The following is a 25,434-nucleotide window of genomic DNA, read 5'->3' on the forward strand; positions in this document are numbered from 1 at the left end:
GGTTAAAAGATGATATAACATACAAATATGATAATCATAATGATTTGGAGAATGGCTTTCGCTACTGTACTGCTTAAAAAACCACCTACAGTAGCAACTCCTACTAGAAAGGCGTCTTTTGGCGCTTTTTTATGTACTAGTTCTGTAATAAATACCGATAAGAACGGTATGATAATTAAACCGAATGGTGGGAAAAAGAAAGAGCCGACAATGATAGAAATCATACCGACACGTTCTCCCCATTTAGAACTTCCGTATTTTTTTAAGAAATATCCATTTGCAATAAAATCAGCAACGAAAATGAATAGTGTGAAAATGACTTGAATAATCCAAAAGGAAGTTGTTAGTTCGCCACCATTTATACCGAAATGGTAAATGAAATATCCAGCCCAGACAGCGAGGATGCCTGGAATGATAGGGTAAATAAAGGAAAGAAATGAAACAATAAAACAGGCAATGATACAGATTGTCAATAATACTGTCACTTTATAGCTCCTTCTTCGTGTCTAATTTATGTACCGCAATTTTTTTCACTTGATGTCCATCAAGTTCTAGTGCTTTAAACTGAAAACCGGCAAATTCAATGGAATAACCAGCCTCAATATTTAAGTCCACTGCTTGAGAGAGGAGCCAACCTCCAATGGTATCTAAATCACTATCATCAATATGTAGGCCAAACATATCATTTACTTCAGAAATGAGCACCTTACCGTCTAAAACAGTAAGCTTCGGCGTACGCTTTTCAATCATAGGTGATTCATCCGCATCAAACTCATCTTGAATTTCTCCAATAATTTCTTCGAGAATATCTTCCATTGTTAAAAGTCCGGCCGTACCACCATATTCATCCATAACGATTGCCATCTGAACGCGATTCTTTTGTAGGTGAACTAACGTTTTGCGAATTGGAACAGTTTCAAAGACAGTTAGTACTGGATGTATGTAAGATTCAAGTGGCTTATGAATGCCTTTCGTTTGATCATGAAATACTTCTTTCGTATTGATCATACCGATAATATCATCTTTATCTTTTTCGATGATAGGGTAGCGTGTATACTTTTCAGTTGCCACGATATCCATATTTTCTTCTAACGTATTTTCAGTAGATAAGCAAATCATTTCTGTACGAGGGACCATAATTTCTTTCGCAACTCGATCATCAAATTCAAAAATATTATTTACATATTTATATTCGGCTTGATTTATTTCGCCGCTTTTGAAACTTTCACCTAAAATGAGTCGTAGTTCCTCTTCAGAATGGGCCAGTTCATTTTCTTTCGCAGGTTCTAAACCGAGTAGTTTTGTGAAAAAGATAGCCGTACTATTAAGTAACCAAATGAACGGATACATAATTTTATCAAATAAAATAAGTGGTCGTGCAAACTTAAGTGTGATTGCCTCTGCTTTTTGAATTGCAAAAGACTTTGGAACTAATTCACCTAATACAACATGGAAAAATGTAATCACGCTAAAAGCGATAATAAAGGATAAAGTATTTGCCATTGTTCCAGTAATATTAATCTTTTCAAAGAGCGGTCGTAGTAAATGTTCCACAGTCGGTTCACCAAGCCAACCAAGTCCTAAAGAAGTGATTGTAATCCCGAGCTGACAAGCTGATAAATAAACATCTAAATTAGATATGACACTTCTTGCAGCTAAAGCTTGTTTATTGCCTTCATTTGCAAGCTGGTCAATTCGACTTTTTCGTACTTTTACAACAGCGAATTCTGATGCAACGAAAAAGCCGGAAATAAGGATAAGTACAAAGATGAGAAAAATATTTAATATGTCCAAGTGTATTCTCTATTCCGTCGCTTGGAATAAAGATGTCACCTCCTGCAATTATGTTATACTTTTATAATAAATCCAAATGAAAAGAATAGTCAAAGAAAAAGGGGAAATATTGGTATGTTTCTGCAATGGTTTTTGAATTTGCTGTTATTTTGTCCGCTATACAAAAGGAATAACCCCCTACTTTCAGATTCTAGAGGGTTATTTCAAATTAAGGTTTTGGAATACTTCTCGTTAAAGCGTATGATTGTTGTTTAAAGTGGTTTGTCGTCCATAGTGTTTGAAGGAATGAGAGTACGCAATACGGGATATACAAAAGCAATAAGCTAATTGTAACAATAATAGGGGTATTTCCGCCGAATTGAACAATAAATTGCAATAGTCCATTTGCGTGAAAAACGCATTCCATAAAAACGAATGAAAGAATAATGGAACCTAAAATAGATTTATGATTCGAAGTAAGAGCTAAAAACAATGTATCTACAAGGAAAGAAGCTTGTTTTATTTCATATTCATTTGTATTACTTAAGAAAGGAATCCATTTTTTTATTGCTTGCATAACGATAATCATGGAAGTACTACAAACGATGATAAAAGATGAGTAGTAAGGAATCTTTATAAATTTTGTGATGTATAGGAGTAGTAATAAGACTGCGCATTGTAATAATACAGTACATAAAGAATAAGGTATCCATCTTAATAAAGAAGTGAACTTTTTAACCGATTGAGGTGCTTTAAAAAATAAATGGCCAATCCCTAAGCTGATGAAGAATCCGATCGCAAGTGTAAAGGTAAAACGAACAATCGATAAAAAATATATTTCCCACATGTAAGGGAATAACGGTGTTGATTGATTAGCAGTATGTACCATCTGATTTGCTGAGAAAAAGATAGATTCGTGCATCCAATCAATCTTTGGAATTGTCATCGAAGAAAGTTGTGCAAAGTTATGGAAAATGCTTATAAAGCCGGTGATGTATGAGTATTTATGTGTAATGAATAAAGCTGGAATAGGACTAATGATAAATATAATGAGAACACCAACGATAAATTTATATATATGTGAGCGCAATAAAGACATGTAATCACCTACTCTTTGAATATTCAGAAAATTATTATTCTTATTTTAGCTTTTTTCGGAGTAAGTTACAATATATTTTTCTTAAAGAAGTTTAGTATTGTAGTGGATAGAATTGAATGAAACGTGAATAAATTATGACAAGAAAATGAATAATTTTCAGAAAAATAAAATAAATTATTTATTTTTTTCTGAAAATATAATATAGTTATGGCACAGAAAGTATTTTAACATAAGGAGGCTGTTTATGAGGATTAAAGGGAATTATGTGCCGAAAAGGGAAGTTTTATTTTGCTCAAGTTCAATTACGATAGGGGAAGCACTAGAGCATTTAAATAAAACTGGTTATCGTTGTGTACCAGTTTTAGATGAAAAAAAAGAGAAATATTTAGGGAATATATATAAAGTAGATATTTTAGAATATAAAGGTCCACTGGAAGAAAATGTATTACAATTATTAAATGATAAAGAAGGATATGTCAGAGAAGATTCTTCGTTCTTTAAAGTATTTTTTACAATAAAAAAATTACCTTATTTATCAGTAGTTGATGAAAAAGGAGTATTTCTTGGGATTTTAACGCATAAAAAGGTTTTTGAGCTATTAGAAGATGCCTGGGGTGTTCATTCTAGTAAATATTCTGTCATGATTGGGACACAAGATTATAATGGGGCTATTCAAAAATTATCGACAGTATTAAAAAAATATACAGGTATCCAAAGTTTAATGACTTTTGATAATGATGCCTTATTAGTTCGTAGAATTATGTTTACATTAGGAGAAGAGTTTAACGATGGTGAATTAGAGACGTTATTGAAAGATTTAGAAGATCACGGATTTAGAGTTGTGTATGTGGAAGAGATGAAAAATCCACGTGAAGTTGAAACGATAGAATAACATGCAAAAGCCGTCTATGTTGGATGGCTTTTGTTATGTTATGGGTATAAAGTTATTTGAAAATAACGATAGGATAATAAGTGAGTCTGAAACAATATTTGTGCAAAAGAATAAAAAATGTAGATAATTTTGATTTTCAAAAAAGTCAATTTGAAAATATGTTTTTATTTTTCAACTAAATATGTTACTATATGTGTGATAAAAACAAAGAGGTCTGACAACTATACTCCGCGCAATACCACTCTGATGATTTGAAAATTCAAAAAAATCAAAAATCAAAAATCAAAAATTAATAATTAGAGTAAAAATAAGGGGAATGGAGAAATTATGGAGAAAGACACTGCTTTGTAAGGGGCATATTTTATCAGCTTGAACAGAGAGGAGGATGCATAGCATATTGTGAAAATAGAGATAAACAATGAATAAGTGCTATGCAAATGAAAAGCATGAAGGGACGTTTAAGGCCAGGTGATACGGTAGCAATTGGTTTAATGTTATTTGCACTATTTTTAGGAGCAGGAAATTTAATTTTCCCACCAGTTTTAGGGCAACAAGCTGGAGAGAATGTTTGGTTTGCTACAATTGGATTCCTTGTAACGGGAGTCGGATTACCCCTATTAGCTGTAACAGCTGTCGCGTTTGTAGAGGGGGACTTGAAAGCGCTATCTTCTAGAGTTCACCCTATATTTGCGTTTGTTTTCCCATTGATTAGTTATTTAGCAATCGGACCTTTTTTCGCGATTCCGCGTACGGGAGCCGTTTCATTTGAAATGGGTATGAAGCCATTTTTATCAGAGGCATTAGTTTCCGAATGGTACATGCTATTTCTTTTCACTATAATTTTCTTCGGAATAACTTGGTATTTATCTTTAAATCCATCAAAATTAGTGGATTGGTTCGGGAAATTTCTTACACCATTGTTAGTATTAATTGTTGCTGTAATTGTCGGAAAGGCAATTGTTGATCCGATTGGAGAACCAGCTGCACCGCTAGAGGCATACAAGGAAAATGCTTTCTTTGGTGGATTTATTCAAGGATATTTAACGATGGATGCAATTAGTGCGCTTGTATTTGGAATTGTAGTTGTACAAGTTATCCGCTCTAAAGGAATAAAAGAGAGTAATCAAATTGCAAAAATAACAGTAGTATCAGGTATTATCGCTGTACTTGGTTTAACGTTAATCTATTTATCACTTGCTTATCTTGGTTCAACAAGTACATCACTTGGGGTATCAGAGAATGGTGGACTTATTTTAACGAATGTTGTAAATGAGTTATATGGAACAAGTGGTAAAATTTTATTAGGACTTGTTATTGTACTTGCTTGTTTAACAACTTCGGTTGGATTAACATCAGCCTGTGCTGGCTTCTTTACAAACTTATTCCCAAAACTTTCGCATAAAACGATTGTAACAATGGTATGTGTATTTAGTTTAATTGTATCTAACCTAGGTTTAACACAATTAATCGCAGTTACTTTACCAGTGTTAATGATCATTTATCCAGTTGCAATCGTATTAATTGTACTTTCTTACTTCCATAAATGGATTGGGAAGCGTAATACCATTTATATTGGAGCTATTTTAGGTGCGTTGTTAATTAGTTTCTTTAACGGTTTAGAAAGTGCGAAGATTAAAATTGACGCGATTTCTAACGTACTACAAATGTTACCATTATATAAAGAAGGAATAGGATGGTTAATCCCATCATGTATTGGCGGGATCCTCGGTTTCTTCTTCTATAAAACAAATGAATCAAGTGAACTACAAAAGAAAGGTGCTTAGGCGCCTTTCTTTTTTTAAAGGAGATTTTTTTGTTTTGTCTAAGTAATAAATGGAAGGGGTGATAAAATGGCTAATTTTGAAGATTTTTTAACTTTGGATTTACGGATTGGGACTGTAACACATGCAGAGGAATTTAAAGAAGCGAGAGTTCCAGCGATTAAACTAGAAATTGATTTTGGAGAGCTTGGAATGAAGCAGTCAAGTGCTCAAATTACGAAGAGATATACCCCAGAAGATTTAATCGGTCAACAAATCGTTGCTGTTGTAAATTTCCCGCCAAAACGTGTAGCTGGATTTAAATCAGAAGTGCTTGTTTTAGGAGGAGTACCTGAAGCGGGTGATGTTGTATTACTACAGCCTAATATGGAATTACCAAATGGAACAAAAATTAGTTAATGTAAAGGCGGGGGAACATGGATATTGGACGCGAATACGTACAGTGTGCCATTTCGAATTTTGAAGCAACAAAGAAACAAGGGGAACGGGTGCTTTCACAATTATCATATGAACAGATTGAATGGTCTTCTCATGAAGCAACAAATAGCATAGCAATTATAATTAAGCATCTGCACGGTAATATGCGATCTAGATGGACGGATTTTTTAACATCTGACGGTGAAAAAATAGATCGTAACCGAGATGCTGAATTTGAAGGTGGTTATTCTTCTAAGAAAGAGGTACTCGCAGCATGGAATGAAGGTTGGGAATATGTTTTTAAAACGATGAATGCGCTAACGCCAAAACATTTATTGCAGACGGTATATATTCGCGGTGAAGCACATACTGTCATGCAAGCAATTGAAAGACAAATTTCTCATTATGCTTTGCATATTGGACAAATGATTTACATCGGTAAAATGTTAAAAGAAAATGAGTGGGAATGTTTAAGTATTCCTAGAGGAAAGTCTAATTTTTATTTAGAGAAAAAACGTTCAACATAATAATAGGAAAGAAACCGATATAAAATTGGAAGTAAGAAAACAAGCCAAATGATAGATGGCTCTGCAGTCATAAGAATGCTACCAACAATCAGCCCATATATAATAAGAAAAAAATTAATAAGTGTATTCACAGGGATAAATCGTGAGATAAAAACTTGCTGTCGTTTAAAACAATCACTATGAAATACATAAAAGCGGAAGTACCATGTGGTAGTAATAAGATCTTTCTTTCGCGTAATTCTTTTTTTGCATGTATGACAGATGAACGGTGGTTGCATTTCATTGCGCTCCATTTTTTATATTTGTAATCATGTAGGACAAAAGTAGGTACAAAGTGTATATCCCTATATACGCTCCTGATATAAGAAAAAATGGATTTAGTAAAATCCCATGAATACTTGTCATAAAAACTAAGTCTTGTATTAAAACATCATATATATGAATAGAAATGATTGTACCGAGTACATAAAGTGCTAGATATGCTGAAATATGTAACGCAACACGGATGGTAGGATGCTTAGCAAGCCAATAAAAAATAAATGATAGTACAATGGGTAGTGTTCCTATTAGTAGTTTCAATTCATTTCACCTCATTAACAATATAGCCGGAATTTAGACGGTCTATTCTCTAGAGCTTGTACATAACTTGAAATAGAGAGGTGATAGTATGAATCGAGGCTTTTTTTATGTGAAATTCACGAGTGTACGTAAGTTAGTATTATTTATTATTGCAACAGTACTAGCGACTTTTTTTCTTATTAGTATGATGGTAACCTCTATGAAAGAGACAAAGTCAACGTATTTATATAATTGGTTAAATGAGTTATCAATGAATGGTTACATGTACGTTCTTGGGAAAGAGAATCATTATTTTACACAGGAATATCGAAATTTAAATCAAGATTTTTCAATATCTTCGTTTCTCTTTTCTATGGCTACGAATATTCGTTTTAACGATGTACGCAGTTTTGTCGGCAAAGAGCTACCTGGTTTCGGTAAGTACGATACAGAAATTGTTATTGCGGGTGAAGGAACAAATTATTCTAACTTGCCTATAGAGTCGAGCGTTCCACTTGAAGAAGTAGTAAAAGAACGGACTGGAGAAGGTGGACAGGTCCAAAAGCCGGATACGAATAAAGAGAAAAAGCAACCAGCTCAAACGACAGGAAAACGACAAGTTGCATTTATTTATCATACGCATAGTTGGGAATCTTATTTGCCACTACTGAATTTAGCAAATGATCCAAATCCGAATAAAGCGACAAGTTCAGTCACAAATATTTCAATAGTCGGCGACCGATTTCGTGAACAATTAGCAAATGAAGGAATCGGAGCAACTAACGACAAGACTGATGTTGGTCAAAAGTTGATTAGTAAAGGGTTAAATAGTAATAGTTCTTATAAAATGTCACGGGAAATTGTACAAGAAGCAATGGCCGGCAATAAAGAATTACAATACTTCTTTGATTTACATCGTGATAGTGCTCGGAAAAATGTCACGACAAAAATAATCGGTGATAAATCATATGCGAAGCTTGCGTTTGTAGTAGGGAAAGGTAACAAAAACTATGAAAAAAACTTGCAATTAGCAACGGCTTTACATGAGACGATTAGTAAGAAATATCCAGGCGTTAGTCGTGGTGTCATTCAAAAAGGATTCCAAACAGGAAATGGTGTCTACAATCAAGATTTGTCAGGACAAGCGATATTAATTGAAGTTGGTGGCGTAGATAATACAGAGGAAGAATTAAATCGATCGATTGATGCGCTAGCTAAAGCGTTTGGTGAATATTTCTGGCAGGCTGAAAAAGTGAATGGATAAAGTGAAACATAAACTAGTGGGAGAGTCTGAAAAACGTGAGTGTAATGCTTGCGTTTTTTTGTAATGATGAGATGTCACATAATAGACATAATTTGTCGTTGTTATACTAATATCGAAATTTGTCAAATTATACTGGGAGATTTACAAAGGGATTTTCGGGAAAGTAGAGAAAATCTTTTTACAAGGAAAGCTTTTTATTATGAAATTGGTAGGGTGATTGAAGTGATTAGGGAAATCAAAGTAGAAGATGCAGCATCATTTTTGCAATTAAGTAAGCAATTAGATGAAGAAACGAAATTTATGTTGTATGAACCAGGAGAAAGGAAATTCACAGCTGAGCAACAAGAGCAAATGATTCAGCGCTTTGTAGAAAATAAATATGCAACAATATTGGTAGCAGTTGAAGAAGAGAGAATAGTAGGGTTTATTTTAGTGAATGGAAATCATATTCAAAGAAAGAGACATGTAGCAAGTATTGTAATTGGGATTTTGCAAGAGTATAGTGGGCGAGGTATTGGGACTAAATTGTTTAAAGAGGTCGAGAAGTGGGCAAGATTACATGATGTATGGCGTTTAGAATTAACGGTAATGGCCCACAATACAAGAGCTCAGGCACTATATAAAAAAGCTGGATTTGAGAAGGAAGGTGTCAAAAGAGCTGCTCTTATTATCGATGGAGAGAACATCGATGAGTATGAAATGGCCAAATTATTAAAATAAGAGGTCGTTATATGAAAAAAAGATGGATACTACTTGGTATCGTAGCGGCGATACTCATTGTTGGAGTAGCGGGAATCAATTATAAAATGTATAAGGATAAGCAAGCGCGCGAGGTGAATGTAAATAACATATTTCCGAAAGCGAAAGAAACGATTGCGAATATGGATGGGAATATTGCGGTAATTAGTAATCCGAATTCGATGCTTGTGCTTGTGAATAAAAGTAGACGCTTACCAGATGGGTATAGACCGCCAGATTTAGTTATTCCGAAAGTGCGCTACTCTAGTGAAGGTGATCAAGAAAAGAAAAAAATGAGGAAAGAGGCAGCCGGTGCGCTTGAGGAAATGTTTCAGCAAGCGGATAAAGAGCGTGTTTTCTTATTTGCAGTCTCTGGATTTAGATCTTTTGATCGGCAAAAAGCGTTAAATACGATGTATAAAAAGCAAGATGGAGAAGCAAAAACAGCAATGTCGAGTGCAGTTCCTGGAACGAGTGAACATCAAACAGGACTAGCTATGGATATCACATCACAATCTGCTAAGTTTCAGTTAGAGACAATTTTTGGTGAAACGAAAGAAGGGCAGTGGCTTTCTGAAAATGCCCATAAATTTGGTTTTGTCATTCGATATACAAAAGAGAAAGAATCGATTACGGGCTATCGATTTGAACCATGGCACGTGAGATATGTGGGAAATCCACAAGCTACATATTTATATGAAAATCAACTGACACTTGAAGAAGTAGCGCAGTGAACAATTGAGGGGAGAGAAGGATTATGACGGTGTTATATAAGAAAAAAGTACACGCATATGTGACAAGAGAAAAAGAAGGAGTTATGCAACTGCTTGTTTTTAAACATCGTGATATACCTGAAGCTGGTATACAAGTGCCAGGGGGAACAGTTGACGAAGGGGAAACGCTAGAAGCAGCGATTTTACGTGAAGTACAAGAAGAGTCTGGGTTACGTCATTTATGCATAGAACGATTCCTAGCTGATTACATCATACATGTGAGAGAAAAAAAGGAATATGAAAAACGCCATTTCTTTCACGTAACATTACTAACAGATGTAAAAGATCGTTGGGAACATATTGTAAGTGCCGGTGAGGAAGATGAAGGCCTAGTATTTTGCTACGAATGGATTGATATTGCAAAATGTCCTGAATTAGCGGGGAAACAAGGTGAGTTTTTACATTTGTTAGATGAGGTATATGTAAAATAATAAAAGAGTCTGAAGCGGAAGTTGATTCGTTTCAGACTTTTTCTGTTTTTCAGGAAATAAAAGGTTTTTACAGTGGTAAGTTGAATTCTTTTAATTGGATTGTATTTGTATATGCGAGGAGCGGAGAAAATGAACAAGTAATAGATACATGTTATCAATAAAAGGCTTTATAGAAGGAGAATGACGATGAAGATTCAGTTCAATACACTACTACAAAAAGAATTAACAATTTATGATATACAAGCAATGATGGAAGCTGGGCAATTAACTTCAAAAGAATTAGTTATGTATTACCTTCATAGAATCGCAAAGTATGATCAAGACGGACCGAAAATCAATTCTATTTTAGAAATCAATCCAGAGGCTATCTTTATTGCAGAAGCGTTAGATCATGAAAGAAAAACAAAAGGTGTAAGAGGCCCATTACATGGTATACCGGTTTTACTTAAGGATAATATTGAAACGAATGACTCTATGCATACAAGTGCAGGTACGATTGCGCTAGAACAACATATAAGTAGTGAAGATGCATTTCTCGTTACGAAGCTGCGAGAAGCAGGAGCAGTGATAATAGGGAAAACAAATATGACAGAATTAGCAAATGCAATGTCATTTGAAATGTGGGCTGGATATAGTGCAAGAGGTGGGCAAACAATAAACCCTTACGGTACGGGTGAGGATGATATGTTTGTTGGGGGCTCAAGTACAGGATCTGCCATAGCAGTTGCTGCTAACTTTACAGTAATATCGGTTGGAACAGAAACGGATGGTTCTATTTTGAGTCCAGCTGTTCAAAACTCTGTAGTCGGTATTAAACCGACTGTTGGTTTAATTAGTCGTAGAGGCATTATTCCGTTTACGTATTCGCAAGATACAGCGGGGCCGTTTGCTAGAACAGTAACAGATGCCGCTATTTTGCTAGGGAGTTTAACAGGGGTAGATGAGAAAGATGTAGCTACTCGTAAAAGTGAAGGGATAGCAGAATATGATTATACAAAGTATTTGGATGTTAACGGTTTAAATGGAACAAAGATTGGTGTATATAACAACGCACCAAAAGATTATTATGAATCTGGTGAGTATGATGAGAATTTGTTTAAGGAAACAATTGAAGTATTACGTAGTAAGGGTGCGACAGTAGTAGAGGATATTAATATTCCGTCTTTTCATAGAGAATGGAGCTGGGGTGTATCGCTCTATGAATTAAAGCATAGTTTAGATAACTATCTTTCGAAATTGCCTTCTACTATACCAGTCCATTCTATTTCAGAGTTAATGGAGTTTAATGAAAACATAGCAGAAAGAGCTCTGAGATATGGACAAACTAAGTTAGAAAGAAGAAAAGATTTTCCTAATACGTTAAGAAATCCACAATATTTAAATGCAAGATTAGAAGATATATATTTTTCACAAGAACGAGGCATTGATTTTGCACTGGAAAAATATAATCTTGATGCGATTCTGTTCCCTTCTTATATAGGCTCCACTATATGTGCGAAAGCAGGTTATCCGTCTATAGCAATACCTGCGGGATATATGGATAACGGGAGACCATTTGGAATTACGCTTGCAAGCACTGCTTTTCGTGAGGGGACTTTAATTAAACTCGCATACGCTTTTGAACAAGCGACAAAGCATCGGAAATTTCCTAACTTATCATAAACAAAATAAATAGGGCAGGAAATCCTGTCCTATTTATTTTGTTTATTAAAGTGACATGTTTTCTTGCTTTGTCTTATCATATTTTAATAAGTTAAATGATAAACAAGCAGAGCACAATATAAGGATTGAAGCAAGGATATAAATCGTACGAACACTGAACAAATCGGTAATAATGCCAACACTCAGCATAGAAAGGCCAGAAGCTGTTGAGAGAAGAGCGCCGTGAGCTGTATACATCTTTGATAATAAAGATGGAGCGACGCTGGATTGTAAAACAGTTGTTTGAGAAATATCTCTAATTTGGTAACATGGGCCCATTAGAATGCATAGGAACAGCGCAATAAATCCGCTACTTGTCATACCATATAAAAATGTAAGAATACTAAACAGAAGAGAACCTATCGCCATAGAGCGTATTAAATTGTTTTGAATGTATGGACTCATTTTCCATGCTAATAGACCACCAATTAACGTCCCGACATAATAACTTGTATTAATATATCCCCACCATTCTTCTCCTTTATGAAGGGCGGTCGTTACATAAGCCATCGTAATAGCGCCGATCCATATCGTCCCTGCGAAAGTTTCAATTAAGTCCATACATGTAACGGTACGGAGAGAAGGATTTTGAAATAAGAGTTTCCAACCTTCCAATAAAGCAGCACCTTTTGAAGAAGGCTCTATTACTCGTTCAGTATGTATGGATCGTAATGAAAAGTGTAGTGCAACACATCCGAAAATCATCAAAATATTATTCATCATGAGTGTAGAAGAAGCACCGATAAGAAGCACAATAACACTTGTAAATGAATAAGCAGCGGCTTGTGCAATTTGTGTGGAAAAGGAAAAAATACTATTTACTTTTACTAATTTTTCTTTCGGTGTAAGGCGCGGAAGAATACCGTATAGTAATGGAGCGCTCCAGCCACTACATAATGAAATGAAAAAAATGAAAATGAATAGTGCTACAATGTTTGTGGAAAGGACCGGGAATAATATCATTAATAAAAATAATAGAGCAGTTTTTATCCATTGTAGTGTAAACAGTAATGAATAAGATGGAAAACGATTCATGATAAGTGGTGCAGATGTATTTGCTATAAGATTAGTTATGACTTGGAGCAATGGAAACAGAGCAGTTAATGTAGCTGATTTAGTTGTAATATACATATGAGTTGTAATAATCATTACGTATACGATGTCAGCGAGAGTAATGCATATTTTGGATCCTAAATAGTAAGTCAATGAACGTTTTTGCAATAAGCACACAACCTTTCTGGAAAAATATGAAAGTAGTTATAATAATTATAATTAAAAAATAAAATTTTGAAAGAATTAAATTTTTTGTCACTTTTTGAAAGGAAATTTCATGTATAATGAAGAATATATTAATATAGTATTTTAATAATACTCATTATAACAGTGAATATGTACAATAGCTTGTAGTAAGCGCCCGCGTATGAGAAAGGGCGGATAAACCATTCTTTTCTTCATATACATATAGAAAATGAGAAAGAAAGTGAGGGTTGCATATGGCTGCTTGGGTAATTTGGTTTATAATAGCTGGTATTTTATTTATCGCAGAAATGTTGTCGATTACATTTTACATGCTTTGGCTTGGGATTGGAGCTGTTGTCGGAGGTCTTATTGCTTTATTTGCTCCCGATGCTCTATTTTTACAAGTTATTGTTGGCGCGATTGTAAGTTTAACATTGACGTTCTTTACGAAAAGAATTTCAAAAAACTTTCGAGAAGCAAAAGGTTTTACTGATACAGTAGATATGCTAATCGGTAAAAAAGGGATTATTATGCAAGCGATTACAAATGAAACGAATGGTATTGTGAAGGTGGATGGAGATACTTGGACAGCTATTGCGGATGATCCAATTGATGCTGGAGAAAAAGTTATTGTTATAAAGAGGCATAGTACTATATTACAAGTAAAAAGGGAGAGTGAATAAATATGATAGCATTAACGCTAACGATTATTTTTGCACTAATTGTTGTGACATTTATCGCATTGACAATCAAAATTATTCCTCAGCAAAAAGTTGGAGTCGTTGAAAGATTTGGTAAGTTTCAACGTATTATGCACCCAGGATTAAATATTTTAATCCCGATTGTAGATCGCGTTCGTGTATATCATGACTTACGGATTCAACAAACGAATGTACCACCGCAGAAAGTAATTACGAAAGATAACGTACAAGTAGAGATTGATACGATTATTTTCTATCAAATTGTGGAACCAGAACTTGCGACATATGGCATTTCGAACTATGAATATGGTGTACGTAACATTACTTCTGCAACGATGCGTCAAATCATTGGTAAAATGGAACTGGATGAAACGTTATCTGGGCGTGAAAAAATTTCAACAGAAATTCGCTTAGCGCTTGATGAAGCAACAGAAAAATGGGGCGTTCGCATTGAACGTGTTGAAGTTGTCGATATTAATCCGCCGAAAGATGTGCAAGCTTCGATGGAAAAGCAAATGAAAGCAGAACGTAATAAACGTGCAATTATTTTAGAAGCTGAAGCTGCAAAACAAGATAAAGTTCTTCGTGCTGAAGGGGAGAAGCAAAGTAAAATATTAATGGCTGAAGGGGATAAAGAGGCACGTATTCGAGAAGCTGAAGGTATTAAAGAAGCGAAAGAGTTAGAAGCGCAAGGGGAAGCAAGAGCGATTGAGGAAATTGCAAAAGCAGAGCAAAACCGAATTGAATTACTTCGTGAAGCAAATTTAGATGAACGTATACTTGCTTACAAATCATTTGAATCATTAGCTGAAGTTGCGAAAGGACCAGCAAATAAAGTGTTTATTCCATCTAATGCAATTGAAACACTTGGTACTCTTGGAGCAATTGGAGAAATTTTCAAAGAAAAACAAGCGAAGAAACTACCTTCAAATGATACAGAAAAAGAACAATAAGAGTGAAAAAGAGAAATGGGATGCCATTTCTCTTTTTATTTTTGGGTAGGATAAAAATATTAGTCCTTTGTCATTATGGATAGGAATTTGTTGTTTGTCATTTTTGACAGAATAATAAGTTTAGAGTGCTTGGAATTGTTAAGTGGATTAACACGTTTACTAGATGGGTTAAAAAACTGTCAAAGTAATATATTTTTGTTAAAGAAAATTTCAAATATGATATAATGGGATTTTATGGATGTTAAATGGAGGGAGTGGGAAACAAGTGCAAATATTATTAATACGTCACGGTGAATCCGAAGCGGACATTTTACAGGTGCATGAAGGACGAGCTGACTTTGAATTAACAGAAAAAGGAAGGAGGCAAGTGCAAAGACTTGTACAGAAAGTGAAAGCAGATTTTCCGCCAGATTTCATTTGGGCAAGTACATTAAAACGTGCTCGTGAAACAGGTGAAACATTAGCAGAAGGAATTGGGTGCTCAATTCAATTAGAAGAGGAATTAATGGAGTTCAATAATGGAGTGCAAGCCGGATTATCGTTTGAAGAGGCGAAAAAATATCCAGAGCCAAAGTTTCTTCATGATCGTTTTGAAAATGGGGAATCATTTATTGAATTTAGAATGAGAATAGAAGGCATCTTTTCTAAAATCGTGACAGAGAATACATATGACCGAATTGCAATTGTTGCACACGGTGGTGTAATAAATAGTCTATTACGTGCGTTTTTCAAAATGCCAATTTCAATGGACTATTATTTTAAAATGGGAGATACGGGAATAAGCTTAATTGAAATTGACGGTGAACAAAAAATGGTACATTTCATTAATGATACGAATCATTTGGACGGGATGTAGAGACTTATGTACAAAGTTGTATTTTTCGATGTTGATGGTACGCTTTTAAGTGAGATTGATAGAAGTATGCACGAAAGTACAAAGGAAGCGATACATAGGTTAATAGATAAAGGGATTCATGTAGTTGTTACGACAGGGAGACCCTATAGCTTATGCATGCAATTTAAAGAGCTGGGCATAAATACAATTATTTCTGCAAATGGTGCCCATATCAAGTGTGAGGAAACAGTTATACATAAATCAGTACTTTCAAGTGAAATCGTTCATGATATCTCGAGATTTGCTGAATTACATGGTCACGGTATTTCTTATTTTACAGAGGATTTTGCAATGAACGGAATAGCCTCGGAAAATGAGCGTGTAATGCAAGCGCTTAGCGAGACGTTGAATTTAGAGAAGTATCCAGAAAAAAGCAGGGATTTGTCAGAAGAAATCTATTGTTTATGTCTGTATGCAGATGAAATAGAAGCTCAAAAATTTCTTGAAAGATATTCAACACTTACGTTTGAGCGTTTTCATGATTACGTTATGAATGTATTGGAAGATAGTAAAGTATCGAAGTTAACTGCAATTCAAAAAGTATTGGAGCACCTGAAAATTTGCAAATCAGAAGCCATTGCTTTTGGTGACGGTGGAAATGATATTGAGATGTTGCAGTATGTAGGACTGGGAATTGCGATGGGAAATGGTGGAGAAGAGTTAAAGAAAAAAGCTGATTTCGTTACAAAAAAATCAAGTGAAGGCGGTATTTTATTTGCCTTAGAAAAGTTTCATATCGTCTAACATACCTTTATTGAAATAAAGGTATGTTAGGGTCTTTCATATGCTCGCATAATAAAATATGTATTTGTCCACGATGATGATAAAAGTGTGCAACAATTTCAAGCAACCATTCAAATCGTGAATAAGAAATACCCCAATAAGTAGTCTTAATTTCTGCTAATTCTTCATCCGAATAAGATAAAGAAGTTTTAGATAGTAACTCATATCCTTGGAGCATCGTTTGCTGTATATGAGCAATTGTTTTAGGGTTATTCTCTTTATAAAAGGTACGTAACTCTTTTTCCGTACTGCCGTTTAAAATGAGTAGATCTGCATGGCAAATAAGAGAAAGATGTGCACACATTTCAAATAATGATCGCTTCGAGTGAATTGGTTGTATTTTTAATTCGTCTTCTTTATATTGGTTAAGCATTTGAATAGAACTATCAACAGCAATTTTTAATTGATGTAATGCAGATTGAACAAACATTGAAATTCTCCTCATCTCCGTATATAATAATTTCTTAAGGGTATTATATCATACTCAAAATTCCGAAAATTCTAGTAGTTTGACTAGCATATTGAAAAGTATTATATTGTAAAAGGTCATATGAAACGTGAAGTAGAATGGAATGCAATTATTGAGTTAGGAGTTAGACCAATGAGTTTGAAATATGGAAGAGATACAATTGTTGAAGTTGACTTAAATGCAGTAAAACATAATGTAAAAGAATTTAAAAAACGAGTAAATGATGAAAACATTGCAATGATGGCTGCTGTAAAAGCAAATGGGTATGGTCATGGGGCAGTTGAAGTTGCGAAAGCTGCTATTGAAGCAGGAATAAATCAGCTTGCAGTTGCATTTGTAGATGAAGCGATAGAGTTAAGAGAAGCAGGAATTAACGTGCCGATTTTAATTTTAGGCTATACGTCAGTAGCGGCTGCGGAAGAGGCAATTCAATATGACGTTATGATGACTGTTTATAGAAGTGAAGATTTACAAGGTATAAATGAAATCGCAAACCGTCTTCAAAAGAAAGCGCAAATTCAAGTGAAAATTGATACAGGAATGAGTCGTATCGGTTTACAAGAAGAAGAGGTTAAACCATTTCTAGAAGAATTGAACCGTATGGAGTATGTGGAGGTAATAGGAATGTTTACACATTACTCTACGGCAGATGAAATCGATAAATCATATACGAATATGCAAACAAGTTTATTTGAGAAAGCTGTCAATGCAGCAAAAGAATTAGGAATTCATATCCCATATATTCATAGTTCAAATAGTGCGGGCTCAATGGAACTTAGCAATACATTTCAAAATATGGTTCGTGTAGGTATTGGAATTTATGGAATGTACCCTTCGAAAGAGGTAGATCATTCAGTTGTTTCGTTACAGCCTGCGTTGTCGTTAAAATCAAAAGTAGCTCATATTAAACATGCGAAAAAGAATCGCGGTGTAAGTTATGGGAATACGTATGTAACGACTGGTGAAGAATGGATTGCAACTGTACCGATTGGTTATGCGGATGGCTATAACCGTCAGTTATCTAATAAAGGGCACGCATTAATAAATGGAGTTCGGGTACCTGTTATTGGCCGTGTTTGTATGGATCAGCTCATGCTAGACGTTTCAAAAGCAATGCCAGTACAAGTAGGAGACGAAGTAGTATTCTACGGTAAACAAGGCGAAGAAAACATCGCAGTAGAAGAAATAGCGGATATGTTAGGTACAATTAATTATGAAGTTACATGTATGTTAGATAGAAGAATTCCACGTGTGTATAAAGAAAATAATGAAACGACTGCTGTTGTAAATATACTAAGAAAAAACTGAATCGTTATGATTCAGTTTTTTTTATTTTTGACAAATGAAAAATGCTCTATTTGTACCGTGTGATTGAATGTTCTTAAAACCTACGGATTCTAGCGAAGAAATTATTTCTTCATTTGAATAACAAGCTTCTTCAAATGAAAAGTCACTTCTTGTCCAATTATGATCTATGTCATGTTGAAATAGTATAAAGTTCATGATTGCTTTTTTATTTTCATTATCATATGTAGAATCAATTGTACAAACATATTCCGTTTCTGAAATGTGAAAGGACGCGCTCCAGTTTTCTAGAAAACCTTTCTCCATATTCATATCAAATACGAATGTACCTTCGCTATGTAATACGGAGTAAACATTATGAAAAACACTTTTTAATTCATCTAATTTCAAAATATGGTTTAAGCTATCGCCAGTAGAGATAACATATTGAAATTGCTCATTTATATTAAAATAGCGAGCATCATCGACGATAAAGGCTGCGTCTGGAGCGTTTTGACGTGCGTATTCAATCATTTGAGCAGAACCATCTATACCAGTTACTACAAAATGATTATCAATTAATTTCTTAGTAAGGTGACCAGTCCCGCAGCAAAGATCTAAAATATAAGAATGTGGTGGTGCATATTGTAAAACGAGTTTTTCCAAAAGTAGATAGGCATGTTCAGCATAATGCCCCCAATGTTTATTATAAATGGATGCGAAAATATCATAATCAGAATAAATTAGTTTTTTAGACATATGTATTTACCCTGAAATTCATTACATTATAATAGTCATGCTTCGTTTTAATTTCAAAACCACATTGTGTATATAGTTTTAAAGCATTGTTATTTTTCGTTTCGACGTCTAATTCAATTGTTGAAACTCCTTCTGTAATAAGGGTATGTACCATGTACCTAAGAATATCTTTGCCGTATCCTTTACCTTGATAAGAAGGATGGATGGCGAATCCTGATAGTGTAGTAGATTGCTCTTGCTCAGAAACTGTAATCGTTCCTATCACTTCTTCACTGATACGAGCACTATAAACTTGATGGGAAGATGAATTCATCATCTTTTGTAACCATGTAGTAGTATTTTCTACGGAATCTCCAAAAGCTTTACTGGAAATTTTAATAAGATCAAGAAGTGATTCTGAAGATGCAAGAGTAAGCTGTATAGTATTCTGTGCTGTTTTTTGAACTTCTTTTGCTTTGAATTCCATACTATATTCACTATATAAATAAGGTAACTCCATATGTTTTGCAAATTCTTTCCCAGAAGTAGAATCCCCATTCATAATAATAAGCGCTTCATCCGCCACTCTTATTCGTATTTCTTTCATTGCGGTTTGTAAAAGAGTCGTGCCTATATGTTGTTTCCTATAGCTCGGATGAACAAAGCCTATCAACTCCAGTTTTGTTGGTCTTTCAAAGTCATATATACTTAATACACCGACTAATTTTGTATCGTCATAAAATAGAAAATCATTTATCTCTTCTTTATTACGAGCAGTTAAAAAGTTTACATGTAAATCTGACGAGTAATCAATTTGATCGTGTTGTCCGCATATATGAGCTAAATCTTTCATTTGCTGAATATCGTTTGCTGTTAAAAATTTCTTTTGTTCAATATTCATTTCATAACCCCTCACATTCTTATTTAAAAATAGGATTGATGACTTAACCATTTTTCTAATTCCACACTTCCTTGAACAGATAACAGTCGGTACAAATAACGGTAAGGCGACCTACACTTTTCAAGTGGAGGAATAGGCATAATTGTTTCGTAACCATTTTTAAAGGCACGCGCTTCTTTTTCGGTAAGTACATATTCTAGTCCGATAAAATCAAACTCCCGAGGAGCAACTGCATAGGCTTCTGTATCTACTAAACCTGTAATAGTTGCGCCATCTGATAAAAACTGAGTAGGGTCCATATCAATTAAAACGAGTGTAGATTCCTGTGGTACCGGTAAGGAAGAAAGTTGTTGTTCAAAAGTAGGAAATGCGTTACGGATGCTCGCATTATCGGAATAAAACCTATTTACAAGTTCTTTACTGACTTTTAATATGTGAGACTTAAATTCTTCTAGTGGAACTTGGAAAGTACCTGATGGATTTCCTATAAACTCTGCTTGAAACGAATGAATTTCTGCTAGTCCTTTTCCAAGGCTGAATAAAATTGAATCAGATTGTCCTATAAAGGATTGGAGCGTACTTCCTGTTAGTTTTTCGACACTAACATACTTCCGGCCATTTAAAACATGTTTTTGCAAAATAGTGGGGATGGGCAAGTTAGTATGCTTTTTCAATAATTCGTGTATATGTTCTAAATGATGTACGTTCCTTGGATTGATTCCAAAAAGGTTTTTGCATCCCCACCAAAAATCATTGTTTGGTTCTTCAGTCATTTTTGAGGAACGAACAATAACTTCTTCAAATGCTGTTTTAACAAGAAATACCTCGCTTGCATGGTCTTCATAACTTGGATGTAAAGTTTGAACAGATAAAATAGGTGAAGCGAAGAGTTGTTGTAGCATGAAGCCGCTCCTTTTCTGTAAATTCGATAAATTCATTATATAACAGAATGTGTACGAAGTGGATAATGATAGGGACAACATAGAACTTAAATAAATTTACGGTGAGAAATTAGTGTGAAAATTATATTTTTCTACTTTTGTATGAATTATCGAAATAATGTTTCTGGTGATAAATCTGTAAAAATGCCCGAATATACATCTCGTATTTTTCAGTAAATGAAGTGTTAAACGTACTTTCAATAGGGTTATAACGTAGATTATAAAAAATATTTCTCAATAATAAAATGAAGAGAAAAATGTGAAGAAATAGAATAGATTCCTTTATAATAGTTTTAAATTAATTAATATAATTAATTATTAATAATATTAGATAGGAGAGAATATGATGGCAAACGTACTCGTAATAAATTTCCCTGGAGAAGGTCATATAAATCCGACTTTAGCTATTGTAAGTGAGTTAATTCGTCGAGGGGAAACAGTTGTTTCGTATTGTATTGAAGATTATAGAAAGAAGATTGAAGCAACGGGTGCACAATTCCGAGTGTTTGAGAATTTCCTCTCTCAAATTAATATTATGGAGCGAGTAAATGAAGGTGGGAGTCCTTTGACGATGCTGTCTCATATGATGGAAGCATCAGAACGTATTGTTACTCAAATTGTAGAAGAAACAAAAGGGGAAAAGTACGATTATTTGATATATGATAATCATTTTCCAGTAGGACGTATTATAGCCAATGTTTTAAAATTACCTAGTGTTTCTTCTTGTACAACGTTTGCTTTTAATCAGTACATTACTTTTAACGATGAACATGAATCAAGTGAAGTAGATGAAATGAATCCATTGTATCAATCTTGTTTAGCGGGAATGGAAAAATGGAACAAACAGTATGGAATGAAATGTAATAGTATGTATGATATTATGAACCATCCTGGTGATATTACGATTGTGTATACTTCAAAAGAATATCAGCCGCGTTCAGATGTATTTGATGAATCATATAAGTTTGTCGGCCCATCAATTGCTACGCGTAAAGAAGTAGGTAGCTTTCCTATGGAAGATTTAAAAGATAAAAAATTGATTTTCATTTCTATGGGAACAGTTTTTAATGAACAACCTGAGTTATATGAAAAATGTTTTGAAGCGTTTAAAGATGTAGAAGCGACAGTCGTATTAGTTGTTGGTAAGAAGATAAATATAAGTCAATTTGAAAACATTCCGAATAACTTTAAGTTGTATAATTATGTGCCGCAATTAGAAGTATTACAGCATGCTGATGTATTCGTGACACACGGTGGTATGAATAGTTCGAGTGAAGCACTATATTACGGTGTCCCGTTAGTTGCAATTCCGGTAACAGGAGATCAGCCTTTAGTTGCGAAACGAGTGAATGAAGTAGGGGCAGGAATAAGGCTTAATCGTAAAGAATTAACTTCTGAATTGTTACGTGAGACTGTAAAGAAAGTAATGTATGATGTAACGTTTAAGGAAAATAGTCGTAAAGTTGGAGAGTCACTTCGAAACGCTGGTGGGTATAATAGGGCAGTTGATGAAATATTTAAAATGAAAATGAATTCCTACTTAAAACTTAAATAAATGTTTGGAGCACACTTACTGCAATGCGTAAGTGTGTTTCTATAAAAAATTACATAAAAAATCACTATAAAGGTGAAACTTTTGTGTATATAAACTGATATCTTTGTATTAGTAGAAAAATTACGTTAAAATAATACTCAGAAAATATATAAGTTTTGGGGGTAATGAATGAAGAAGATATTTGAATACGTATTATTAACAATTGGCTCAATTATTGTAGCGGGTTCATTAGAACTTATTTTAGCACCTAACGGATTAGTAGATGGCGGGGTAACGGCCATTGCTATTATGGCGAATAAAGTTGCCGGGTTGCCGCTTTATGGAGTGTTCTTAGGAATTAATATCCCGATTTTATTATTTACTGCAAAAGTAATGGGAAAGAAGTTCTTTATTCGTACATCCTATGCAAATGTTGTTACAACACTCGGATTGATTTATTTAAAACCATTTCCAGCAATTACAACTTCTGAATTGTTAATTGTTCTTTATGGAGGAGTCCTATTTGGTGTTGGTGTAGGGATTGTAGTAAAAATGGGCGGAGCAATTGATGGATCAGAAATGTTAGCTGTTTGGATGAATAAACATTTTAAAGTGCCGATTAGTACATTTTTACTTGCTGTAAATGCAGTTATTTTTATCTTTGTTGCCATTTTGTTTTCAATTGAACAAGCGATGTTCTCATTAGCAATTTTCTATATTGTTACGAAGATGATTGATTTCATATTAGATGGCATTAATCAAGGAAAGAGCGTTATGATTATTTCTGGTAAAAATAAAGAAATAGGCGATCTACTTATGAAAGAATTGCAATTATCCGTTACGTATCTACATGGAGAAGGTGGTTTTTTAGGAGAACATAAGAGAATCATTTATTGTATTACAAACCGTTTCATTTATCCGAAAATGAAAGATCTCGTTCTCTCTGTAGATCCAACTGCTATAATTGAAGCGTCTTATTCAACAGAAACAACTGGTGTCAAACGTCCGGGAAGGGCAGCGAGATCGGAAAAATAGTGAATGAAAATAGCTCCACGTAAGTATAACTTATGTGGAGCTATTTTTATTTAGGGAACCACGCTTTTTTCAGTAATTTGACAACAGTTTCGATACAATCCTCTGGAATACTGCCAAAACCGAGCAGTACATATGACTCCTCCCTCAAATTATGAACAGAATCATATGTGGAGAGAGGGTATAACTTAATGCGTTCTTTTGCAGCTGTATGAATAAGTTCTTGTTCATTCATCCCGTTATAAACGTGAAGTACAATATGAAGTCCGGATTGTTCACCGAGTATATGTACGTTATTTCCCATTTCGTTTGTAATAGATTTAATTAAAGTAATATGTTTTCTTTTGTATAACGTACGACTTCGGTTAATATGACGTTCCCAATCCCCATTTTGAATAAAGGTAGCGAAGGTAAGTTGTTGCATCGTGGAAACCGTTTGCTTATACATACCACCAAGTTCTTTATAGGTTTTTAGCAGATGAGGTGGTAAAACGATATATCCCATTCGTAAAGAAGGTAAAAAAGATTTCGAGAAAGTTCCCATATAAATGACACGTTCATTTGAATCTAGCCCTTGTAAAGAAGGAATAGGTTTTCCTATATAGCGAAATTCCCCGTCGTAATCATCTTCAATAATATAACCATTACAATCATTCGCCCATTTTAATAACTCGAGTCTTCTAGATAACGGCATAATGATTCCGAGTGGAAATTGGTGAGATGGAGTGACATATGCCACATTGGAACCCGATTCACGTAAAGCGGAAATATGAATCCCTTTATCATCTAAAGGGATCGGGTGAACGGGAAGACCAGAACTTTGAATCATAGCAGGTATACGGTGAAACCCAGGGTTTTCGATTCCATATTCTTTTTTTGAACCAAGTAGTTGAAGTAGTAGCCAAAGAAGAGGCTGCGTACCTGCTCCAATAATAATTTGATCAGGTGAAGAATGTACTCCACGAGCATGATATAAATACTTTGAAATATGTTCTCGTAGAACGAGCTCACCTTGTGGATCTTCTTTAGCAAATAATTCATTTTCATACTGAAATAAGGTTTCGTGTAATGCTCTTTTCCAGTTTGTTATTGGAAAAGCTTTTTGATCAATAAGTCCTTGACTACAATCATAATCATATTGTTCTTTTTCTTTATTGTTCGGGCTGCTTGACGCAATTTGCTGTTTCCTTTGAATGACATCAATATCAACTTCGGCAACAAAAATCCCGCGTTTCGGTTTGCTTTCTACATAACCTTCAGCTAGTAATTGTTGATAAGCTGATTCAACTGTAATCCGACTCACATTAAGTTGCATCGCTAAATTTCTGTGAGAAGGAAGGCGTGTACCGGCACGTAGTGATCCTTGAGAGATTTCTCGTTTCATATATTCGTAAATTTGTAAGTAAATGGGTGTTTTACTTTGTAATTGTAATGGGATAGTAAGATCCATTTGTAGTCGCTCCTTTGTAAACTGGCCTTATAAAAAAGAATGAAACTGTCACTTAAGTCAAGGGCAGTTGCTATTTATAATGATGATATAACATTTAGAAATTTTTATAAATAGTAAGGAGAGAATTATAATGAATATTAGAGCAGTAGTAACAGAAGCGGATTTACATGATGTATTTCCCGTATTACAGCAATTACGAACAAAACTTTCAAGAGAAGAAGCAAGTTGTTTATTTCAAAAAATGAAAGAAGAAAACTATAAACTATTTTCGCTACGCAATGAAGAGGATGAAGTTGTTAGTCTAGCTGGTGTAGCAATTTGTACGAATTTTTATAATGAGAAACATGTTTTTGTGTATGACCTTGTAACCGCGGAAGCTCACAGATCAAAAGGGTATGGTAATGTTCTGCTGTCATATGTAGAAAAATGGGGGAAAGAAGAAGGGTGCAGTTCTATCGTACTGACATCTGCATTTCCAAGAATTGATGCACATCGTTTTTATGAAAGAGAGGGTTTTGATAAGGTAAGCTATTCTTTTTATAAAGAGTTATAATACTAAG

General features: G+C 34.4%; 28 protein-coding genes. 17 read left to right on the forward strand and 11 right to left on the reverse strand.

Annotation, left to right across the window (positions count from 1 at the left end; genetic code table 11):
• Nucleotides 1-2: 2 nt before the first annotated feature.
• From EKQ63_RS11545 to EKQ63_RS11555, 3 genes are all read right to left on the reverse strand, one after another.
• Nucleotides 3-485 carry a DUF456 domain-containing protein gene (locus EKQ63_RS11545; protein ID WP_087952807.1) on the reverse strand — a complete coding sequence of 161 codons (483 nt, stop codon included), beginning with the start codon at nucleotides 483-485 and terminating at the stop codon, nucleotides 3-5.
• A gap of 1 nt (nucleotide 486) precedes the next feature.
• Nucleotides 487-1,794 (reverse strand): hemolysin family protein, encoded by a 1,308-nt coding sequence (locus EKQ63_RS11550; RefSeq protein ID WP_087952805.1) that lies wholly within the window; start codon nucleotides 1,792-1,794, stop codon nucleotides 487-489.
• A 208-nt stretch (nucleotides 1,795-2,002) separates the two neighbouring features.
• Entirely contained in the window at nucleotides 2,003-2,872 is an 870-nt protein-coding gene (locus tag EKQ63_RS11555; protein WP_087952803.1) for a hypothetical protein, read from the reverse strand.
• A gap of 244 nt (nucleotides 2,873-3,116) precedes the next feature.
• Here EKQ63_RS11555 and cbpA point away from each other — a divergent pair, with 244 nt between their 5' ends.
• The 4 genes from cbpA to EKQ63_RS11575 all read left to right on the forward strand — a co-directional run bounded on the left by cbpA (nucleotide 3,117) and on the right by EKQ63_RS11575 (nucleotide 6,489).
• Complete coding sequence (gene cbpA, locus EKQ63_RS11560; protein ID WP_088327321.1) at nucleotides 3,117-3,764, forward strand: cyclic di-AMP binding protein CbpA; 648 nt, start codon at nucleotides 3,117-3,119, stop codon at nucleotides 3,762-3,764.
• Between the two features lie 446 nt (nucleotides 3,765-4,210).
• The gene (gene brnQ4, locus EKQ63_RS11565; RefSeq protein ID WP_411469471.1) at nucleotides 4,211-5,548 is read left to right on the forward strand and encodes a branched-chain amino acid transport system II carrier protein BrnQ4; all 1,338 of its coding nucleotides are present in this window, start codon (nucleotides 4,211-4,213) and stop codon (nucleotides 5,546-5,548) included.
• A 66-nt stretch (nucleotides 5,549-5,614) separates the two neighbouring features.
• Nucleotides 5,615-5,944, forward strand: coding sequence for a chaperone CsaA (gene csaA / locus EKQ63_RS11570; protein WP_001263035.1), 330 nt, complete (start codon nucleotides 5,615-5,617; stop codon nucleotides 5,942-5,944).
• 17 nt (nucleotides 5,945-5,961) lie between these two features.
• The gene (locus EKQ63_RS11575; protein WP_088327323.1) at nucleotides 5,962-6,489 is read left to right on the forward strand and encodes a DUF1572 domain-containing protein; all 528 of its coding nucleotides are present in this window, start codon (nucleotides 5,962-5,964) and stop codon (nucleotides 6,487-6,489) included.
• On the opposite strand, the gene EKQ63_RS11580 is transcribed toward EKQ63_RS11575, so the two are convergent.
• Together EKQ63_RS11580 and EKQ63_RS11585 are read right to left on the reverse strand one after the other, a co-directional pair.
• Nucleotides 6,462-6,767, reverse strand: coding sequence for a hypothetical protein (locus EKQ63_RS11580; RefSeq protein WP_033677760.1), 306 nt, complete (start codon nucleotides 6,765-6,767; stop codon nucleotides 6,462-6,464). The genes EKQ63_RS11575 and EKQ63_RS11580 overlap by 28 nt on opposite strands.
• A gap of 1 nt (nucleotide 6,768) precedes the next feature.
• Nucleotides 6,769-7,068 (reverse strand): hypothetical protein, encoded by a 300-nt coding sequence (locus EKQ63_RS11585; protein ID WP_087952786.1) that lies wholly within the window; start codon nucleotides 7,066-7,068, stop codon nucleotides 6,769-6,771.
• An 88-nt stretch (nucleotides 7,069-7,156) separates the two neighbouring features.
• Here EKQ63_RS11585 and spoIIP point away from each other — a divergent pair, with 88 nt between their 5' ends.
• The 5 genes from spoIIP (at nucleotide 7,157) to EKQ63_RS11615 (ending at nucleotide 11,915) form a co-directional block, all read left to right on the forward strand.
• Nucleotides 7,157-8,311: a stage II sporulation protein SpoIIP gene (gene spoIIP / locus EKQ63_RS11590; RefSeq protein ID WP_087952784.1), complete on the forward strand. Its 1,155-nt coding sequence runs from the start codon at nucleotides 7,157-7,159 to the stop codon at nucleotides 8,309-8,311.
• 222 nt (nucleotides 8,312-8,533) lie between these two features.
• Nucleotides 8,534-9,031 carry a GNAT family N-acetyltransferase gene (locus tag EKQ63_RS11595; RefSeq protein ID WP_139867518.1) on the forward strand — a complete coding sequence of 166 codons (498 nt, stop codon included), beginning with the start codon at nucleotides 8,534-8,536 and terminating at the stop codon, nucleotides 9,029-9,031.
• Nucleotides 9,032-9,042: 11 nt separating this feature from the next.
• Nucleotides 9,043-9,783 carry a M15 family metallopeptidase gene (locus EKQ63_RS11600; RefSeq protein WP_088327325.1) on the forward strand — a complete coding sequence of 247 codons (741 nt, stop codon included), beginning with the start codon at nucleotides 9,043-9,045 and terminating at the stop codon, nucleotides 9,781-9,783.
• 23 nt (nucleotides 9,784-9,806) lie between these two features.
• Nucleotides 9,807-10,253 carry an NUDIX hydrolase gene (locus EKQ63_RS11605; protein ID WP_000217587.1) on the forward strand — a complete coding sequence of 149 codons (447 nt, stop codon included), beginning with the start codon at nucleotides 9,807-9,809 and terminating at the stop codon, nucleotides 10,251-10,253.
• Nucleotides 10,254-10,439: 186 nt separating this feature from the next.
• Nucleotides 10,440-11,915 (forward strand): amidase family protein, encoded by a 1,476-nt coding sequence (locus EKQ63_RS11615; RefSeq protein ID WP_087952778.1) that lies wholly within the window; start codon nucleotides 10,440-10,442, stop codon nucleotides 11,913-11,915.
• 45 nt (nucleotides 11,916-11,960) lie between these two features.
• On the opposite strand, the gene EKQ63_RS11620 is transcribed toward EKQ63_RS11615, so the two are convergent.
• Complete coding sequence (locus EKQ63_RS11620; protein ID WP_143881046.1) at nucleotides 11,961-13,175, reverse strand: MFS transporter; 1,215 nt, start codon at nucleotides 13,173-13,175, stop codon at nucleotides 11,961-11,963.
• 272 nt (nucleotides 13,176-13,447) lie between these two features.
• Between EKQ63_RS11620 and EKQ63_RS11625 the strand changes: the two genes are divergently transcribed.
• The 4 genes from EKQ63_RS11625 (at nucleotide 13,448) to EKQ63_RS11640 (ending at nucleotide 16,486) form a co-directional block, all read left to right on the forward strand.
• Complete coding sequence (locus tag EKQ63_RS11625; protein WP_087952774.1) at nucleotides 13,448-13,876, forward strand: NfeD family protein; 429 nt, start codon at nucleotides 13,448-13,450, stop codon at nucleotides 13,874-13,876.
• 2 nt (nucleotides 13,877-13,878) lie between these two features.
• A complete protein-coding gene (locus EKQ63_RS11630) occupies nucleotides 13,879-14,847 on the forward strand; it encodes an SPFH domain-containing protein (RefSeq protein WP_087952772.1) in 969 nt (322 codons plus the stop codon).
• Between the two features lie 265 nt (nucleotides 14,848-15,112).
• On the forward strand, nucleotides 15,113-15,703 hold the full coding sequence (locus EKQ63_RS11635) for a histidine phosphatase family protein (RefSeq protein WP_088327393.1): 591 nt from the start codon (nucleotides 15,113-15,115) through the stop codon (nucleotides 15,701-15,703).
• A gap of 6 nt (nucleotides 15,704-15,709) precedes the next feature.
• The gene (locus tag EKQ63_RS11640; RefSeq protein WP_087952770.1) at nucleotides 15,710-16,486 is read left to right on the forward strand and encodes a Cof-type HAD-IIB family hydrolase; all 777 of its coding nucleotides are present in this window, start codon (nucleotides 15,710-15,712) and stop codon (nucleotides 16,484-16,486) included.
• Between the two features lie 7 nt (nucleotides 16,487-16,493).
• On the opposite strand, the gene EKQ63_RS11645 is transcribed toward EKQ63_RS11640, so the two are convergent.
• Entirely contained in the window at nucleotides 16,494-16,955 is a 462-nt protein-coding gene (locus EKQ63_RS11645; RefSeq protein ID WP_087952769.1) for a DinB family protein, read from the reverse strand.
• A gap of 171 nt (nucleotides 16,956-17,126) precedes the next feature.
• On the opposite strand from EKQ63_RS11645, the gene alr reads away from it, so the two are divergent.
• Entirely contained in the window at nucleotides 17,127-18,302 is a 1,176-nt protein-coding gene (alr, locus tag EKQ63_RS11650) for an alanine racemase (RefSeq protein ID WP_087953066.1), read from the forward strand.
• A gap of 21 nt (nucleotides 18,303-18,323) precedes the next feature.
• On the opposite strand, the gene EKQ63_RS11655 is transcribed toward alr, so the two are convergent.
• From EKQ63_RS11655 to EKQ63_RS11665, 3 genes are read right to left on the reverse strand one after another with little or no spacing between them, the layout of a single operon-like run.
• Complete coding sequence (locus EKQ63_RS11655) at nucleotides 18,324-19,037, reverse strand: class I SAM-dependent DNA methyltransferase (RefSeq protein ID WP_087952767.1); 714 nt, start codon at nucleotides 19,035-19,037, stop codon at nucleotides 18,324-18,326.
• Nucleotides 19,030-19,917 carry a GNAT family N-acetyltransferase gene (locus EKQ63_RS11660; RefSeq protein WP_143881047.1) on the reverse strand — a complete coding sequence of 296 codons (888 nt, stop codon included), beginning with the start codon at nucleotides 19,915-19,917 and terminating at the stop codon, nucleotides 19,030-19,032. The genes EKQ63_RS11655 and EKQ63_RS11660 overlap by 8 nt, the downstream gene beginning before the upstream one ends.
• 23 nt (nucleotides 19,918-19,940) lie before the next feature.
• The gene (locus EKQ63_RS11665) at nucleotides 19,941-20,819 is read right to left on the reverse strand and encodes a protein kinase family protein (RefSeq protein WP_143881048.1); all 879 of its coding nucleotides are present in this window, start codon (nucleotides 20,817-20,819) and stop codon (nucleotides 19,941-19,943) included.
• 385 nt (nucleotides 20,820-21,204) lie between these two features.
• On the opposite strand from EKQ63_RS11665, the gene EKQ63_RS11670 reads away from it, so the two are divergent.
• Nucleotides 21,205-22,413 carry a macrolide family glycosyltransferase gene (locus EKQ63_RS11670; protein ID WP_143881049.1) on the forward strand — a complete coding sequence of 403 codons (1,209 nt, stop codon included), beginning with the start codon at nucleotides 21,205-21,207 and terminating at the stop codon, nucleotides 22,411-22,413.
• A 168-nt stretch (nucleotides 22,414-22,581) separates the two neighbouring features.
• A complete protein-coding gene (locus tag EKQ63_RS11675) occupies nucleotides 22,582-23,427 on the forward strand; it encodes a YitT family protein (protein WP_060630588.1) in 846 nt (281 codons plus the stop codon).
• Nucleotides 23,428-23,473: 46 nt separating this feature from the next.
• Here EKQ63_RS11675 and EKQ63_RS11680 read toward each other — a convergent pair whose 3' ends face one another.
• Nucleotides 23,474-24,874, reverse strand: a complete 1,401-nt coding sequence (locus EKQ63_RS11680) for a MocR-like pyridoxine biosynthesis transcription factor PdxR (RefSeq protein ID WP_088327331.1) — start codon at nucleotides 24,872-24,874, stop codon at nucleotides 23,474-23,476.
• Nucleotides 24,875-25,004: 130 nt separating this feature from the next.
• Here EKQ63_RS11680 and EKQ63_RS11685 point away from each other — a divergent pair, with 130 nt between their 5' ends.
• The gene (locus EKQ63_RS11685; protein ID WP_087952758.1) at nucleotides 25,005-25,427 is read left to right on the forward strand and encodes a GNAT family N-acetyltransferase; all 423 of its coding nucleotides are present in this window, start codon (nucleotides 25,005-25,007) and stop codon (nucleotides 25,425-25,427) included.
• The last annotated feature ends 7 nt before the right edge of the window (nucleotides 25,428-25,434 follow it).

The sequence above is a fragment of the Bacillus sp. BD59S genome, from assembly GCF_007363175.1.
Taxonomy (GTDB): domain Bacteria; phylum Bacillota; class Bacilli; order Bacillales; family Bacillaceae_G; genus Bacillus_A; species Bacillus_A pacificus.